15 protein-coding genes and 1 pseudogene are annotated in these 14,391 nt (G+C 65.0%); 7 read left to right on the forward strand and 9 right to left on the reverse strand.

Features of this window, described 5'->3' with window-relative positions:
• Window positions 1–130: 130 nt before the first annotated feature.
• The 4 genes from M9917_RS17205 to M9917_RS17220 form a co-directional block, all read right to left on the reverse strand.
• The gene (locus M9917_RS17205) at window positions 131–940 is read right to left on the reverse strand and encodes an NHL repeat-containing protein (protein ID WP_297255721.1); all 810 of its coding nucleotides are present in this window, start codon (window positions 938–940) and stop codon (window positions 131–133) included.
• A complete protein-coding gene (locus M9917_RS17210; RefSeq protein ID WP_297255723.1) occupies window positions 937–1,371 on the reverse strand; it encodes a carboxymuconolactone decarboxylase family protein in 435 nt (144 codons plus the stop codon). The genes M9917_RS17205 and M9917_RS17210 overlap by 4 nt, the downstream gene beginning before the upstream one ends.
• Window positions 1,307–1,735, reverse strand: coding sequence for a MerR family transcriptional regulator (locus M9917_RS17215; protein WP_297255725.1), 429 nt, complete (start codon window positions 1,733–1,735; stop codon window positions 1,307–1,309). Before M9917_RS17215 ends, M9917_RS17210 begins: the two co-directional genes overlap by 65 nt.
• Window positions 1,736–1,987: 252 nt before the next feature.
• A complete protein-coding gene (locus M9917_RS17220; RefSeq protein WP_297255727.1) occupies window positions 1,988–2,833 on the reverse strand; it encodes a LysR family transcriptional regulator in 846 nt (281 codons plus the stop codon).
• Window positions 2,834–2,929: 96 nt separating this feature from the next.
• Here M9917_RS17220 and M9917_RS17225 point away from each other — a divergent pair, with 96 nt between their 5' ends.
• The 4 genes and pseudogenes from M9917_RS17225 to M9917_RS17245 form a co-directional block, all read left to right on the forward strand.
• Window positions 2,930–3,901 (forward strand): quinone oxidoreductase family protein, encoded by a 972-nt coding sequence (locus tag M9917_RS17225; RefSeq protein WP_297255728.1) that lies wholly within the window; start codon window positions 2,930–2,932, stop codon window positions 3,899–3,901.
• A 554-nt stretch (window positions 3,902–4,455) separates the two neighbouring features.
• On the forward strand, window positions 4,456–5,280 hold the full coding sequence (locus M9917_RS17230; protein WP_297255730.1) for a hypothetical protein: 825 nt from the start codon (window positions 4,456–4,458) through the stop codon (window positions 5,278–5,280).
• A 62-nt stretch (window positions 5,281–5,342) separates the two neighbouring features.
• Window positions 5,343–6,497, forward strand: a complete 1,155-nt coding sequence (locus M9917_RS17235) for a site-specific integrase (protein ID WP_297255732.1) — start codon at window positions 5,343–5,345, stop codon at window positions 6,495–6,497.
• Between the two features lie 186 nt (window positions 6,498–6,683).
• Window positions 6,684–7,106: pseudogene (locus M9917_RS17245) on the forward strand (transposase); the annotation flags it as partial.
• 435 nt (window positions 7,107–7,541) lie between these two features.
• On the opposite strand, the gene htpG reads toward M9917_RS17245, so the two are convergent.
• From htpG to groES, 5 genes are all read right to left on the reverse strand, one after another.
• Window positions 7,542–9,425: a molecular chaperone HtpG gene (htpG, locus tag M9917_RS17250; RefSeq protein ID WP_297255734.1), complete on the reverse strand. Its 1,884-nt coding sequence runs from the start codon at window positions 9,423–9,425 to the stop codon at window positions 7,542–7,544.
• Between the two features lie 113 nt (window positions 9,426–9,538).
• Window positions 9,539–9,802 carry a hypothetical protein gene (locus M9917_RS17255; RefSeq protein ID WP_297255735.1) on the reverse strand — a complete coding sequence of 88 codons (264 nt, stop codon included), beginning with the start codon at window positions 9,800–9,802 and terminating at the stop codon, window positions 9,539–9,541.
• Between the two features lie 54 nt (window positions 9,803–9,856).
• Window positions 9,857–10,072: a hypothetical protein gene (locus tag M9917_RS17260; RefSeq protein ID WP_297255737.1), complete on the reverse strand. Its 216-nt coding sequence runs from the start codon at window positions 10,070–10,072 to the stop codon at window positions 9,857–9,859.
• A gap of 73 nt (window positions 10,073–10,145) precedes the next feature.
• Window positions 10,146–11,771 (reverse strand): chaperonin GroEL, encoded by a 1,626-nt coding sequence (gene groL, locus M9917_RS17265; RefSeq protein ID WP_297255739.1) that lies wholly within the window; start codon window positions 11,769–11,771, stop codon window positions 10,146–10,148.
• A 58-nt stretch (window positions 11,772–11,829) separates the two neighbouring features.
• The gene (groES, locus tag M9917_RS17270) at window positions 11,830–12,144 is read right to left on the reverse strand and encodes a co-chaperone GroES (protein ID WP_297255741.1); all 315 of its coding nucleotides are present in this window, start codon (window positions 12,142–12,144) and stop codon (window positions 11,830–11,832) included.
• A 262-nt stretch (window positions 12,145–12,406) separates the two neighbouring features.
• Here groES and M9917_RS17275 point away from each other — a divergent pair, with 262 nt between their 5' ends.
• The 3 genes from M9917_RS17275 to M9917_RS17285 all read left to right on the forward strand — a co-directional run bounded on the left by M9917_RS17275 (window position 12,407) and on the right by M9917_RS17285 (window position 14,241).
• Window positions 12,407–12,676 (forward strand): usg protein, encoded by a 270-nt coding sequence (locus M9917_RS17275; protein WP_297255743.1) that lies wholly within the window; start codon window positions 12,407–12,409, stop codon window positions 12,674–12,676.
• Between the two features lie 45 nt (window positions 12,677–12,721).
• Window positions 12,722–13,144: a DUF982 domain-containing protein gene (locus M9917_RS17280; protein WP_367273927.1), complete on the forward strand. Its 423-nt coding sequence runs from the start codon at window positions 12,722–12,724 to the stop codon at window positions 13,142–13,144.
• A gap of 887 nt (window positions 13,145–14,031) precedes the next feature.
• Window positions 14,032–14,241, forward strand: a complete 210-nt coding sequence (locus M9917_RS17285) for a cold-shock protein (protein ID WP_297255744.1) — start codon at window positions 14,032–14,034, stop codon at window positions 14,239–14,241.
• Window positions 14,242–14,391: the final 150 nt, after the last annotated feature.

Consider the following 14,391-nt stretch of genomic DNA (forward strand, 5'->3'; position numbering starts at 1 on the left):
GGCCTGGAATCCGACCGCCGTTGACATCTCGGACGGCGAATTTCCTAGCATGCATTCGCTACGCGATCGTTCATCGAACCCGCGCAATTCGAACGATGAAGTGCGAATTATGCGCGGGTGGATCCTCATTTCAGCTCGGTATGGCAATCCGGTAGATCGCGCCATCGCCCCAGGTCGCGGTGAGCAGGGCGGCGCCGTCCGGCGAGAGCACGAGGCCCACCGGGCTCGATAGACCGACCGTGACGATGCGCGACGAGCCTTCCATCAGGATTTCCCTGACGGTGGTATCGCCATAGTCGACGACGAAGACGCGTCCGACTTGCGTTTGCACCACGCCGACGCCGGGTGTGCGGAAGGCCGCGCCGGCTTCGATACGGTGGCCGTCCGGACGGACGATCGTGACGCCGCCGGCGAAATTGGCCACGACGAAACCGCCATCGCGCGTCTCCACTACCCCGACCGGAGTCCGCAGTCCTTCGACCACGGGCTCTAGCCTGTTCTCGCCGGTGACGGCGAGGATCTGGTTCGTGCGGCGGTTGGCGACCAGCAGCCGGCCAGCCCGGTCGAAGGATAGGCCCGCCGGTGTCGCAAGTCCGGTGACATGAACGCTGCGTTCGCCCTGCGGCGTGAAGCGGTAGAGCTCGTCGCGCGAATAGGAGGCGACATAGATGGTGCCGTCCGCGCCGATGGCGAGCCCCGAGGGGCCGGACAGCCCTTCGGCGAAGACGCTGCGCCGGCCGTCCGGTGCGATGCGGGAGACGCGGCCGGCGCTCCATTCGGCGACGTAGAGGTTCCCGGCGGCGTCGAAACCCATGCCGACTGGCGAGGCGAAGCCTTCCCATAGCTTGACGGGAGCGGCGACCTCTGCCCGTGCTGCCGGAGGCACGAGCATGGAGGCGGCCGCGGCGGACAGCAGAAGAGAGCGGCGGGTCGAGCTCATGCCGCCTTCTCCCCGGTCGAGTGCGCGGCAGCCTCGGCGTCGCGCGCGGCGAAAACTTCCTTCGCCGCGAAGAGCCCGTTCAGCGCGGCCGGAAAGCCGGCATAGACCGCCATCTGCATCAGGATCTCGACGATCTCCTGCCGCGACAGCCCGACATTGAGTCCGGCCTCGATATGGACCCTGAGCTGCGGGGCGGCGTTGCCCATGGCCGCCAGCGCCGCGATGGTCGCGACCTCGCGCGAGCGCAGATCCAGCCCGGGCCGCGAATAGATGTCGCCGAAGGGAAACTCGAAGAGATAGGTCGCGAAATCGGGGGCGATGCCGTCGAGCGCCGCGATCACCTTGACGCCGGCTGCGCCGTCGATCTCAGCGAGCGCGCGCCGGCCGCGCTCCAGCCGGTCGTCGCCGGTGTTCGGGATGTGTTGGGTCATCGTTCGATATCCTCTGTTCCGCGTCGGCATAGCCGCCGATCTTGGCGTCGAGGACGAGAAGGCAGGCGCCGAGCTCGGCGACGCGGGCACGCACTTGTTCCCGATGCGCCTCCAGCAGAAGGCGACGCTCCGGTCCGGTGGCGACGCCCTGGTCCCGTAGAGCCGCATAGCGCAGCATCTCGCGGATCGGCATGCCCGTGGTCTTCAGGCGGCCGAGGAATTCGATCCAGGTCAGGATCGAGGCGTCGTAGTCGCGCTGCTTAGACCGGTCCCGGTCGGCATAGGGCAACAGCCCGATCCGCTCGTAATAGCGGATCGTATGGGCCGTCAGCCCCGATCGCCTCGCAAGATCTCCGATCTTCATGTCACCCGTTCTCGTCACGACGCCAGGCAAGCTACGGGTTCGAGCGCACTCGAAGTCAAGCGGCGATGATGGGCGTGCGCAGAGCGGCAGGTCGATGCGGAATATGGGCTGCCGTGATCCTGCGTGGTGGCGTGGACTAACAACCAAAGCAGCGTGGACTAAGAGGAAATCCCGCACCTTATTTGGCCGAGCCCCACCGACCGGTAGAAGCCATCTCAGGCGCGAGGCCGTCGTTGCGTCCATGTTCCGAAATCATCGAAACGCGGCTTCGATGGCCTCGGCGACGGCGCGGATGGGAGCGGCGTTGCGCAAATCGGCGTGGATGGCCAGCCAGACCTCGCGGCTCGGAACGGGAGGCTCGCATGCGACGTGGGTGAGATCGAGACCGGGCTCGACCATGAACTCCGGCAGCATGGCGATGCCCATGCCGGCGCGCACGGCGGCGAGCTGGATCTCCAGCGTGCTGGCGACGAGTGCGAAGGGCCGATCAGCCGCGAGCGAGCGCAATGCGACCTGTTGCGGCGCCTCTTCCAACGCCGCGTCGTAGCCGATGAAGCGCCGGTCAGTCTCGGGCGTGTTCGCGAGATAGGCCGCGGTCGCGTAAGGCGCAAACGCGATCTCGCCGAGCTTGCGGATCACCAGATCGCCTTCCGCCGGCCTGCTCAACCGGATCGCGATCTCGGCCTCGCGCCGATCGAGCGAGGCGCTGCGGGTCTCGCCGAGGAGGTGGAGCGCGAGACCGGGATGCCGCCTGCGCAGTTCGGCGAGCGGTGCGACGAGCTTCGCCGCAGCGAGGGAGTGAGGCGCGCTGATCTGGACTTCGCCGGCGATCGTCTCGCGGGCGCCGGCCGCCACGCGGGCGACGGCGAGCGCACTTTCTTCCATCGCGCCGAGATGGGCGGCGACCCTGACGCCGTCCGCCGTCAAGGTCAGGCGCCGACCGCGCCGGTCGACCAGCTTGAGCGCGAGATCGTGCTCCAGCGCCGTGACACGCCGCGCCACCGTCGCATGCTCGACGCCGAGCCGGCGCGCGGCGGCCGAGAGCGAACCGCTCTGCGCCAGCGCCGCGAAATGGCGCAGATCCTCCCAATCCGTCATCAGTCAATTCTTTCACGGTCGATGGGAGTTTATCGGGAATTTCTTCACGATCCGCCAGCGTCCATTCATCGCCTCGCAACCTGTGGAGCGAGGGACATGGATAGGGTCGTCAGAATGGTCGGCGTCGGCGGGGTCGACCGGCTCGAAGTAGCGGAGACCGCGGCACGGCCGCCGGGGCCGGGCGAGGTCCGCGTCCGGCACGAGGCGATCGGCGTCAACTTCATCGACATCTATCAGCGCACAGGCCTCTATCCGCTGCCATTGCCGGCGGTGCTCGGCGCCGAGGGGGCGGGGCGTGTCGAGGCGCTCGGAGACGGTGTCGGCGGCTTCGCGATCGGCGATCGCGTCGCCTATGCCGGGGCTCCGGTCGGCGCCTATGCGACGGCCCGTTCGCTGCCCGCGTCGCGACTCGTCGCTTTGCCGGAGACCATTCCCTCGCGCCTAGCGGCAGCCTCGATGCTGAAAGGGTTGACGGCGCATATGCTGCTGACCCGGACCTATCCGGTGACGGAAGGCTCGACGCTGCTGATCCACGCCGCCGCCGGAGGCCTCGGCGCGCTGCTGACACGCTGGGCCAAGCGTCTCGGCGCACAGGTCATCGTAACCGCGGGCTCGCCGGAGAAGGCGCGGATCGCCATTGGGCATGGCGCCGATCACGTCGTCGTCGGGCGCAAGGCCGATCTTCCGGCGGAGATCGCGGCCCTGACCGGAGGATGCGGCGTCGACTTCGCCATCGACGGCATCGGCGGCGCGATGCTGCGCAAGACCCTGGCTTGCGTTCGCCGCTTCGGCACCGTCGCCAGCATCGGCCAGGCCGCGGGCCCCATCCCGCCTCTGGCGGTCGAGGAACTCGGTCCGGTGCGCTCGCTGTCGCTGGCTCGCCCCAGCGTCATGGCCTATGCCGCCGATCCCGAGCTTTATATGCAAGGTATGGCCGACCTGCTCGCGCTGATGCAGGAGGGCATCGCCGCCGAGATCGGCGGCGAATACCCACTCGCCGAGGCCGCCCGCGCCCAGGCCGATCTCGAAGCGGGGCGGACGACCGGGAGCTTGCTGCTGATCCCTTGAGGAGACGGCCGGCCCCTCTTGCACACTACGAAACAGGTGGTCGCTGCTCGAAGGCTACCCGGGTGACGAGGTGCCGCGATCACTCCGCCTCCTGCTTCAGCAGGTTCTCGGCCATGAAGGCGAGGCGCTGATCTCAGCCGCGTCGTCTATGTCGGGATCGGGAAAGGATGGTGATCCGAGACAACGCAGCGGCGAGCGGCCGGCATCGGTGATGGAACAGGCTGACGACCACCCCGCCACGAGAGCGCGACGGCCGCGTCAGCTCCCGATTTTCGACCAGCACGGATACTGCTCACGGCTTCGTGATCGCCCCGTCAGGTGCGTCGAGAGGCATCCCTCATGGCTTCTATGAAGCGGATGAAATTTTGCTGCTTTTCGTCGTCAGCGCGCCTGTCAGAGACCTCCAGGACCATCAGGTGGGCATCGAGTGCCTTCCTGACCCTCAACTCAGTCTCTACCCGCCCTATACTGTGCCGCGCCCACCATGATGATGGTTATAAGCCGGATCCAGAACTATATTCTTCGCAATTGTCCCATGGTTCGGAGGATATCTCATGGACGTTACCATCGCGAAGTCCGTTTCTCAAGCGCTCGACGATCAGCGCAAGGCCGCCCGAGCGTTCCATCGCGCCTGTATCGGCGAGGGTCACAAGAATCTCCGGCAGGCGGCAGGCATTCATCTCCCGATGGCCCTGCTCGCGGATTTCCCTCTCGCGATCGGCCTCGTGAAGGACATGGCGGGGAAACTCGCGTCGCCGAAGGAACGCGACCGGCTGCGCGAGCTCGGTCGGGCCGAGCTTTCCGCGATGGGAATCACGGCCATAGAGGAGGAGCGCGTGCGGATCGACGTCGTGCTCGACGCGATACCGGGACCCGAGGACGGGAAGAGCCTCTTGGCTCTCGGCCTCAAACGCGCCCGCAAGGACGCGAGCGGGCGGCGTTTCGCGGGAACGGCGTCGCAGGTGCAGGTGTCGGCCCTCGTGGCGCGGCTGGGCGGTCAGGTTACGGTTCTTGAGGAAGCGGACCCGGCGGGCGGAAGCGGGGCCGATGGAGAGCCCGGCGTCGTGCAGGCGGGCGATCCGCCGGCCGCCGAAACCACCTCGATTTCCGAAGAGCCGCCGATCCCGACCGCTTCGGAAAGCCCTTCCGGCATCGAAACGTCCCACGCGCCGGCGACCGAAGATGCGGCCTCGAAGAGCTCGCCGGTCCCCATGCCGATGCCGCGCCCCGCACCGCGCTTGCCGGTTCCGCCTCGCCCGGGCCTCCCCGACGAGCGCCGGAATTCGATCTCCTCGCCCCTCTTGCGCGGACAGGAGCGGAGCTTGGAATTCGCTCGCGGCTTCCCTGACGACCCGACGAAATCGACGGCTCCCGAATGATTGCCCCCGCCGACGACCTCGCTCGCGACGCAGTCTCGGACGTGGACTAAGAGGACGCCGGCATGAAAAAGCTGTCTCGCAGGCCCGAAACCGATGCTGCCTATCTCAGTGCCGGCAGGCGACATCTCGCGCGTGCTCTTCGCCGGCATCCGGAGATCATAGATCCGATCGAGGCTCTGCTCATCGACGTGGCGACGGATCCAGGCGTGCTGACGCAGAATACGGTATCGCTCTATCGTCAGGAATATGCGGCGATACTAGCAAAACTCTGCAGTGAGCTGCGATACTCCGACGAGCGACGGGACAGGCATGTCGGCGAAGTTTACGCCGCGCTCGCCAAGCGGAGGGGTATCCCGCCCGAACCAAGGACATCGTCGAAGAAGCGTATTCATATTCCGAAGGCGGAGGCGCGGCGGCTCTTCAAGGCTCTGGCGGACAGAGCCAAGGCCGAAGGCGTCGAGAGCCCGGTTCTGGTGCTGGCGCTGCTGCTCTTCTTCGCGCCGCGCATCGGATGCCGTCTGTGCGAGTGGCGACATGCTCTGATCGAGGGGGGCGATCTGGTTATCAGGCAGGCGAAACTGTCCGACACCCGGGCCATTTTTCCGACGCGGCGAGTCCCGCTGGTTCATCTTTCGGAGCGGCAGCGCGAAGCCGTGCCGGTCCTTCTCGACCTGTTGCGGCGTGCCATCTCGAAACATGGAAGCTATCATCGCTGGCACAGGGCTGCGGCGGAGCTGCTGGCCCGGATGTGCGAGAATACCGAGATCGCCCGAGTGTCGTTCTACGCATTCCGCCATATCGCGATCGGCGTCTGGACCGCCGCCGGGTTGTCTCCCTGGCAGATCGCGGCGCTGGCCGGTCATGCTTCCACGCGCACGCGGCGGCGGCACTACGGCGGTGGCGCCTCCGGCTGGGAGCAGGACGCGACGCCGATCCCCGATGCGGAACGAGTGGAAGCGCTGGAACTGCGCGCGGCTTCGCGGGAGCCGTCGGGAGATCGGACCATTGATCCTGACCCTTTCGTTTTCGAGGCGGCGCCGACTTTCCGGGCCGCTGCGACGCCTGCGCCCGGCACGCCGGCGGATTTTCGTGTGCATGCCGCCGCCATCCGAGCCCGTGGCGAAAGTCTGATGCGCTCCTCGCCCGATACGCCCATCGACTCCAAGCAGACCGAGCACGGCGGGCCGGAGAAGACCTCGTCGCCGTTCCGGCGCTGATCCTCTTGCCTGGTCAAGGCTGCTGGAGGATCGGCGTGGAGCAAGCTCGCACTGGAAGGGGTTCGGTCGACGATGCCGCGTGCTGGCCTTTACAATTCGGCGCTTCCCGGCAGCGCCCCCGCGAGCGCGTCGATGGCCGATCGGACGCGTAGCGGCAGATGCGCGGTTTGCGGCCAGAGCGCGTGAGTGCGGAACAGCCGCCTCGTCGCCATGGACCGGCGCGGTGTCACCTTCCGCTGGAAGGACTATCGCGTCCGCTCGGCCGGCAAGGCCTGGCGCAAGACCGTGACGCTGTCGGCGCATGAGTTCATCCGCCGCTTTCTGCTCCACGCCCTGCCCGACGGCTTCAACCGCATCCGCCACTACGGCCTGCTCGCCTCCAGCTGGCGCGCCGATACTATCGCCCGCATCAGGCAGATCATCGCGGCCGCGAGCCCAGCGGCCGCGCCGCAAGAACACGACGCAAATGGTTGTGCCGAGACGGGCGAGCCGCAGGATAACTGTTGTCCACCATGCCCATGCTGCAGTGGCCGCATGATCCTCGTCGAGCGCTTCGCGCCGGGCACAGCGCCGCGCACCATCCTCGCCGTCAGGATCGACACATCATGACCATGGCGCCGCGGCGAACACCTGAGGAAGCACTACCTGTCTCGGCCAGAGAGCGGGCGATCGCGTTCGGCCCGATCGCGGAAATGGAGATCGCGGTGGGTCCGGATATGTCCCATGTGCAGCCAAGCGCCGGCTCCTGGGCATCTCGGTCGGAGCGTCGCGCCGCTGTCCCGCGCCTCGCACGATCCCGCAGGACCGGCCGCGCGGCGAAATCCCCATAGCGCGGCCTTGGGCCGCAGCTTCCTCCACTGGAGGCTTTCGAACGCCGGCCCTCAGCCCGGTCCAAACCCGCTCGCGCGGGCCGGCATCCGAAACCCTTCAAACAAGCGGACATTCGCCGATTGCCAGCAACCGGACATTCGAAGTTGAGCGAAATGGGGCAGCGCCTAACCGAATTGCCTGACCGCACGGCCACGCGTTCATTGGCTTCGCCGCTCAGCCATCGCCAAAGCTTCGCGTAACAAGCCGGTTGAGCCTTTCAGCGAATGCGTTCGCGTTTGTCGGGCGCTCGCCATCCAAGACGCGAGCGGTATCCAAAATCAGATGGGCGATGTCGCTACGCAGCGTAGCATCCTCGACAGACGCCAGCGCTGAGACCATCGCATGACGCGGGTTGACCTCGAGGATCGGCTTGGCCGCACTCTCCACTCGTCCTGCGGCGCTGAGCAAACGCTCGAACTGGCGATCCGGCCCCTTATCCGAGGCCACGAGACAGACCGCGCTCTCCGTGAGTCTATCGGAAGATCGCACATCCGCGACCTCTTCGGCCAGAATCTCCTTCATCGATGCGATCAGAGCGCCGACCTTCTCACTCGTTTCAGCCGAAGGAGGCGCTGCGCCGTCGAGCAGCGGGATCAGACCGAGATCAGCCGTACCTTGCGTCACCGACTTGAACGGCTTGCCTTCGAAATCCGGGGCTGCCGACGCCCAGAAACTGTCGATCGGATCCGACAGCAGCAGCACCTCGATGCCGCGCGCACGGAAGCCTTCGAGCTGCGGGGAGTTGGCGATCCGGGAGGCATCGTCACCGGCGATATAGTAGATCGCGGTCTGATTGTCCTTCAGTGCGCCGACATAGTCCTTGAGGCTGCGCCACCCCTCACTGGAGGCTGTCGTTCGGAAGCGAGCGAGGTCGAGTAGCTGTTCCCGCCGCGCGAAGTCCTCGTAAAGCCCTTCCTTGATGACGACGCCGAAATTGTCCCAGATCAGTCGGAACGTGTCCGGATCCTGATCGGCCAGTTTCGCGAGATCGGAAAGGACACGGTTGGTGACGCCTTTCTTGATCGCAGCGAGCAGCGGGCTGTCCTGGATCATCTCGCGGGAAACGTTGAGCGGCAGGTCGGCGGTGTCGACAATGCCGCGGACGAAGCGCAGGTAGCGCGGAAGGAGTTCGGCTTCGTCCGTAATGAAGACGCGCTTCACGTAGAGCTTGATCCGGCCCTTCCGATCGGCGTCGAAGAGATCGAACGGACGCGCGCCCGGGACGAAAGCCAGCGCCGTATATTCGTGCAGGCCTTCGGCACGAAAATGGATCGTGGCCGCCGGCTCGTCATATTGTCCCGCAACGCTGCGGTAGAAATCGGCGTATTCGTCCCTGGTGATCTCGCTCTTCGGCCTCGTCCAGAGTGCGGCCCCATCCGAAAGGGCGACCGCATCTGCGCCCGGCTCCGTGATCAGCGAAATCGGGACCGGAACATGGCCGGACTGTTCCTTGACGATGCGCTCCAGTGTCCAGCGCTCGGCATAGGTCTTGGCTTCCTCCAATAGGTGCAGCGTCACCCGCGTCCCGCGCAAAGGAGCCTCGTCCAGCAACGCAGGCGCCACGGTGAATTCGCCCTTGCCGTCCGAGGACCAGGTCCAGGCTTCGGTGTTACCGGCGCGACGGCTTACGACCTCGACCTTCTCGGCCACCATGAAGGCGGAATAGAAGCCGACGCCGAACTGGCCGATGAGCTGCGCGCCGTCCTTGCCTTCGGTGTTAGCGACCCGCTCCATGAAGCTGCGCGTACCGGAGCGGGCGATCGTCCCGAGAGCTTCGATCATCTCGTCATGGCTCATACCGATGCCGTTGTCGGCAATGGTCAGCCTGCTGGCCTCCGGATCGGCCGAGATGGTGATCGCGGGCTTCGGGTCGCCCCCCAGAAGTTCGGGGTTGCCGATCGCTTCGTAGCGCAGCTTCTCGCAGGCGTCGGCTGCGTTCGAGATCAGCTCGCGCAGAAAGACGTCCCGGTCGGAATAGACCGAATGCACCATCATGTGCAGAAGGCGGGAGACGTCGGCTTCGAAGCTGCGATGCTCGGCTGTGGCGGTCGTTGTCATTCGGATTTCTCGAATAGATTGGCAGCGGGGAGACGCTGGCAGAGAGCGATATCGCGCGGGACCGCGGCGAGCCAGCCTGTTTGCTGACGGCCGGGGGGTATAGAGAGCGGCGCTCACCCGCTCCCGGATGTTTGCCGGTTGGATAGCGTCCTGATCAGAGCAAGTATGGCGTTCAGCCGCGCGGTCGCGAACTCGCCGGCGCCGGGCAACTGAGCTTCGATGTGAGCGGCGACAGTCTGCCACGTCGCCGATCCATCCCGCGTCATGACGGCCAGGAGATTGTCCTTGAGCCCATATGTCGCGCTCTCGGCATTCGTAAGGAGGGCCTTGAAGCGGTCGGAAGGGGAGATTTCCTTAGGTTGTGTGCCGTCGGTCATATAGGATGTCTGATGCGATGGAGAGAATGCAGGGGCTTTCACGGAGCCTTTCGCCTAGGCCTTCTCGCGAAACCGGTCGATCGCACGCTGTACGAGATCATCCTCGTCGAGTGCCAGCGGAACCAACGCAGCCACGATATAGGCGAGGTTGTTTCGCTCCAGCTCGTCAGAGCCCGCCGAAAGCGACGGCTTGAGTTCCGCCCATGCCTTTTCGAGAGCAGCTTCGGCACGGGCCAGATCGACGGGATCGGTCAGTGATGAAAAAGGCATGGCCTTCCCCTCGGCATCCCCGGGATATTGATGTGGGGAGAGGGCGCCGCGGAAGCCGCGGCGCCCCCGATGCTCAATAGTCCATGCCGCCAGCGGGCATGGCCGGTGCCGGATCCTTCTTCGGCGCCTCGGCGATCATCGCCTCGGTGGTGATCAGCAAGCCCGCGACCGACGCCGCGTCCTGGATCGCCGTGCGCACGACCTTGGTCGGGTCGATGATGCCGGCCTTGACCAGATCGCCGTACGCGCCGGTCTGGGCGTCGTAGCCCCAGGCATAATCGGAAGACTCCAGCAGCTTGCCCACCACGACCGCGCCGTCGCCACCGGCATTCTCGACGATCTGGCGCGCAGGAGCGGTGATCGCCTTGCGGACGATCTCGACACCGGTCTTCTGGTCGTCATTGCCGGGCACGATACCTTCGAGCGCCTTGACCGCGCGCAGAAGGGCAACGCCGCCGCCCGGCAGGATGCCTTCTTCCATCGCGGCCCGGGTCGCGTTCAGGGCATCGTCGACGCGGTCCTTCTTCTCCTTGACCTCGACCTCGGTCGCGCCGCCGACGCGGATGACCGCGACGCCGCCGGCGAGCTTGGCCAGGCGTTCCTGGAGCTTCTCGCGGTCGTAATCCGAGGTGGTCTCCTCGATCTGCGCCTTGATCTGCGCGACGCGGGCGTCGATCTCGGTCTTCTTGCCGGCGCCGTCGACGATCGTGGTGTTCTCCTTCTCGATCCGGACCTTCTTGGCGCGGCCGAGCATCTGGAGGGTCACGTTCTCCAGCTTGATGCCGAGATCCTCGCTGACCGCGGTGCCGCCGGTCAGGATCGCGATGTCCTCCAGCATGGCCTTGCGGCGGTCACCGAAGCCCGGAGCCTTGACGGCCGCGACCTTCAGGCCGCCACGGAGCTTGTTGACGACGAGCGTGGCGAGAGCCTCGCCCTCGACGTCCTCCGCCACGATCAGCAGGGGCTTTCCGGTCTGGACGACCGCTTCCAGAAGCGGCAGCATCGTCTGGAGCCCCGAGAGCTTCTTCTCGTGGATCAGGATGTAGGGGTCTTCCAGCTCCGCGACCATCTTCTCGGTGTTGGTCACGAAATAGGGCGAGAGATAGCCGCGGTCGAACTGCATGCCTTCGACGACGTCGAGCTCGGTCTCGGCGGTCTTGGCTTCCTCGACGGTGATGACGCCCTCGTTGCCGACCTTCTTCATCGCCTCGGCGATCATCTCGCCGATCGTGCGGTCGCCATTGGCGGAGATGGTGCCGACCTGCGCGACCTCCTCCGAGCCGGTGATGGTCTTGGAATGCTCGCCGAGCGACTTCGTCACCGCCTCGACGGCGAGATCGATGCCGCGCTTCAGGTCCATCGGGTTGATGCCGGCGGCGACCGCCTTGGCGCCCTCGCGGACGATCGCCTGGGCGAGTACGGTCGCTGTCGTGGTACCGTCGCCGGCGGCGTCGTTCTGCTTCGAGGCCACCTCGCGGACCATCTGGGCGCCCATGTTCTCGAACTTGTCGGAAAGTTCGATCTCCTTGGCGACGGTGACGCCGTCCTTGGTGATGCGGGGCGCACCGAAAGACTTCTCGATCACGACATTGCGGCCCTTCGGACCCAGCGTGACCTTCACGGCATTGGCAAGCGTGTCGACGCCGCGCAGCATCCGCTCGCGCGCGTCCTGCGAAAACTTCACGTCCTTCGCAGCCATGATTCCTCACTCCTTCAGACTTGAGGTTTCAGGTTGATGATGTGGGATGAAGGCCCCGTCAGGCGGCCTTCTTGAGGGCGGCCGTCGTCTCGACGACGCCCATGATGTCGGCCTCCTTCATGATCAGGAGATCCTGGCCATCGATCTTGACCTCGGTGCCGCTCCATTTGCCGAAGAGCACGCGGTCGCCGACCTTGACGTCTGGCGGCACGAGCTTGCCGGTTTCGTCGCGCGCGCCGGCGCCGACGGCGACGACCTCGCCCTCCTGCGGCTTTTCCTTGGCGGTATCGGGAATGATGATCCCGCCCTTGGTCTTCTCCTCGGCGTCGATGCGCTTCACGACGACGCGGTCATGCAGTGGCCGAAACTTCATGAGTTCCTCCAATTTCCATGTCGGTCACATGTCAAAGCGGGCCGGCCCTGTGCGGGTCTCGCGGCGAGGTTCCGCGCGCCCCTGAGGCGCCGTGCCCGCGCGATGATTTGGGTTGCCCGATTTTCGCCTTCAAGAGGCCGGCAGCACTTTTTTTGATTGAGTGCTAACAGGCTGAAAAGGCATCACAAACGCAACCTTTCATCTTGCCAGGGCTTTGAAAATCCGCTGCCATCGGCGCATTGAAACCAGGGAGCTGAAAGGAATGGCTTCGACGGACTTCGCCCGCCAGATCGCCGGCTACGGATTGACCACCGCCGGCATTCTCTACCGATTGCCCGATCACCCTTCGATCCTGCAGGAATATATCTGGCAGGATTACGACCTCGCCCCGCGCTTCCCCGAGCTCAACAAGTTCCTCGCCTTCTGGCAGGCCGAGCTCGACGGCAAGCTGTTCCGCATCACCGTGGCTCACAAGGATCTGATCGGCCCGGCCGATCTCAGTGCGGTGAGCGGCGAATTCCGGCTGCAGTGATGTCGATGCGCCCGCGGACTTGACCCCGCGGGCGAGCCTCCCAAAATGATGGCAGCCGCGAAGAGCCAAAGCGTGCGCGACGCGGCGATCAACCAAACCGGATCCATGTTGCTTCCAGGAGGATATGGCTATGGCAATGTTGGCGATCGTTCCCCGCCTGGGGAGGACTGCATGATGACATCAGACGACTTTGAGAGGCCGGTCGTGATCCTGACCGGCTTTGGGCATCCGACCGCGGTCGCATCCGCGATGGAGGCCTACATGTTCCTGGCCGACTGGCCGGTGAGCAGGCGGGATCCCGTACACGGCTTCGCGCTGAAAGGATGCCTGGCAGCGATCCGTGGCGAGATCGAAGCTGATACAGCGCGCGGCCTGTTCGCATCCTGGGCGGAAAAGCACGACCTTCTCGCGCCCGATATGGCTGCCTTCGCAGGACGCCGCAGGGAGGGCTCGCGCGGCCACGCCTGACACGACAAGAGCCCGGTGCCGCCAAACGCACCGGGCAAACGTGCGGAGGATACGGGTTCGCATAATCTGAATGCTACGCAGCGGGGGGCACCGTTGTTGCGCATTACTCGCATCCGCCTGGGAGTCGGGGGATGCTAGGAGAGAGCCAGGCGATCGTTCGCGCAGGGCATTCCTCGCGCGATCGTTCAAGTCGCCAAGACCCTGGGATGGGCCTGCGATGCCCGAACATGATTGGGCGCGGCAGCGATCTGGTGGCTGGTCTCGCCGCCTGGGAAGCGCCGATCCCCTCTGCTCTATCTTTTCTCCACGGCCCCGGCTCGCCATCACGTGATCAAGAGGCTTGTCGATCAGCAAAGGCCGGATCGCATCACCCGAACCGGGGAACAGCCTAGGCTGCTTGGGCGGGAGAGCGACAAGTCCCGTTCGGGCACGCGATGGATGAAGGCGCCCTGGCGTCCTTTGTTGCCAGTTCCGAGATCGGTTCGCCGTCATGGCTGTGGAGTGCCATCGTAGCTTTGGCAATGTCGCGTGTCGCTGCCGTGGCTCATTGGCCTTGAGGCGTCGCGGCTGGGTTTGCTAACGGGATCGTCGTCGAAAGATCACGGCGTCGCATTCGACCTCTGCGATAAACCTCCGCCTCAGGCATTGTGAGAAACGGCCTCCGGAAAATAAAAAGGCAACCATTTCATATTTCGGAATCGCCAAGAAAGAATTTCCTTGCATCTTTAAAAGTTATCATCTAGATATAAGCGCATCGAGATTGCTTGGTTGGTTTTTGTTTTATCGCGCCTCCTGCGCGACATCGATGATCCCCCCTTTCAAAATCGTTCTGAACTCATCCGATATTCTGTCGGGGAGCGACAGAGTTTGCCAAAAGGAGGGTTTTCATGACCACCGGCACCGTGAAATGGTTCAATTCCACCAAGGGCTTCGGCTTCATCCAGCCTGACGATGGCGGTCAGGACGTGTTCGTGCATGTCTCCGCCGTAGAGCGGGCTGGCATGCGGGATCTCCGCGAGGGCCAGAAGATCGGGTTTGAGGTCGCTCGCGACAACAAGTCCGGGAAGATGGCGGCGGAGCAGCTCCAGACAGCGTAAATCAGGCAATGCGTCATCGGCGACCACGGATGTACTGGCGCCTTGACCATAGCCATCGGAAAGGCCGGGCTCATGCTCGGCCTTTTTTGCTTTCGGCTCGCTCGCACTGAAGATCCAGCGATCGACCACAACGCAAGGAGAAGCAACATG

The organism is Bosea sp. (in: a-proteobacteria) (assembly GCF_023953965.1).
GTDB lineage: Bacteria > Pseudomonadota > Alphaproteobacteria > Rhizobiales > Beijerinckiaceae > Allobosea.

Excerpts from the sequence above, each read along its gene's own strand:
- groES (WP_297255741.1), bottom strand. The coding sequence starts at position 12,144 with ATGAAGTTTCGGCCACTGCATGACCGCGTCGTCGTGAAGCGCATCGAC.
- M9917_RS17275 (WP_297255743.1), top strand. The coding sequence starts at position 12,407 with ATGGCTTCGACGGACTTCGCCCGCCAGATCGCCGGCTACGGATTGACC.
- M9917_RS17215 (WP_297255725.1), bottom strand. The coding sequence starts at position 1,735 with ATGAAGATCGGAGATCTTGCGAGGCGATCGGGGCTGACGGCCCATACG.
- M9917_RS17220 (WP_297255727.1), bottom strand. The coding sequence starts at position 2,833 with ATGACGGATTGGGAGGATCTGCGCCATTTCGCGGCGCTGGCGCAGAGC.
- htpG (WP_297255734.1), bottom strand. The coding sequence starts at position 9,425 with ATGACAACGACCGCCACAGCCGAGCATCGCAGCTTCGAAGCCGACGTC.
- M9917_RS17280 (WP_367273927.1), top strand. The coding sequence starts at position 12,722 with ATGATGGCAGCCGCGAAGAGCCAAAGCGTGCGCGACGCGGCGATCAAC.
- groL (WP_297255739.1), bottom strand. The coding sequence starts at position 11,771 with ATGGCTGCGAAGGACGTGAAGTTTTCGCAGGACGCGCGCGAGCGGATG.
- M9917_RS17255 (WP_297255735.1), bottom strand. The coding sequence starts at position 9,802 with ATGACCGACGGCACACAACCTAAGGAAATCTCCCCTTCCGACCGCTTC.
- M9917_RS17260 (WP_297255737.1), bottom strand. The coding sequence starts at position 10,072 with ATGCCTTTTTCATCACTGACCGATCCCGTCGATCTGGCCCGTGCCGAA.
- M9917_RS17285 (WP_297255744.1), top strand. The coding sequence starts at position 14,032 with ATGACCACCGGCACCGTGAAATGGTTCAATTCCACCAAGGGCTTCGGC.
- M9917_RS17235 (WP_297255732.1), top strand. The coding sequence starts at position 5,343 with ATGAAAAAGCTGTCTCGCAGGCCCGAAACCGATGCTGCCTATCTCAGT.
- M9917_RS17230 (WP_297255730.1), top strand. The coding sequence starts at position 4,456 with ATGGACGTTACCATCGCGAAGTCCGTTTCTCAAGCGCTCGACGATCAG.
- M9917_RS17205 (WP_297255721.1), bottom strand. The coding sequence starts at position 940 with ATGAGCTCGACCCGCCGCTCTCTTCTGCTGTCCGCCGCGGCCGCCTCC.
- M9917_RS17210 (WP_297255723.1), bottom strand. The coding sequence starts at position 1,371 with ATGACCCAACACATCCCGAACACCGGCGACGACCGGCTGGAGCGCGGC.
- M9917_RS17225 (WP_297255728.1), top strand. The coding sequence starts at position 2,930 with ATGGATAGGGTCGTCAGAATGGTCGGCGTCGGCGGGGTCGACCGGCTC.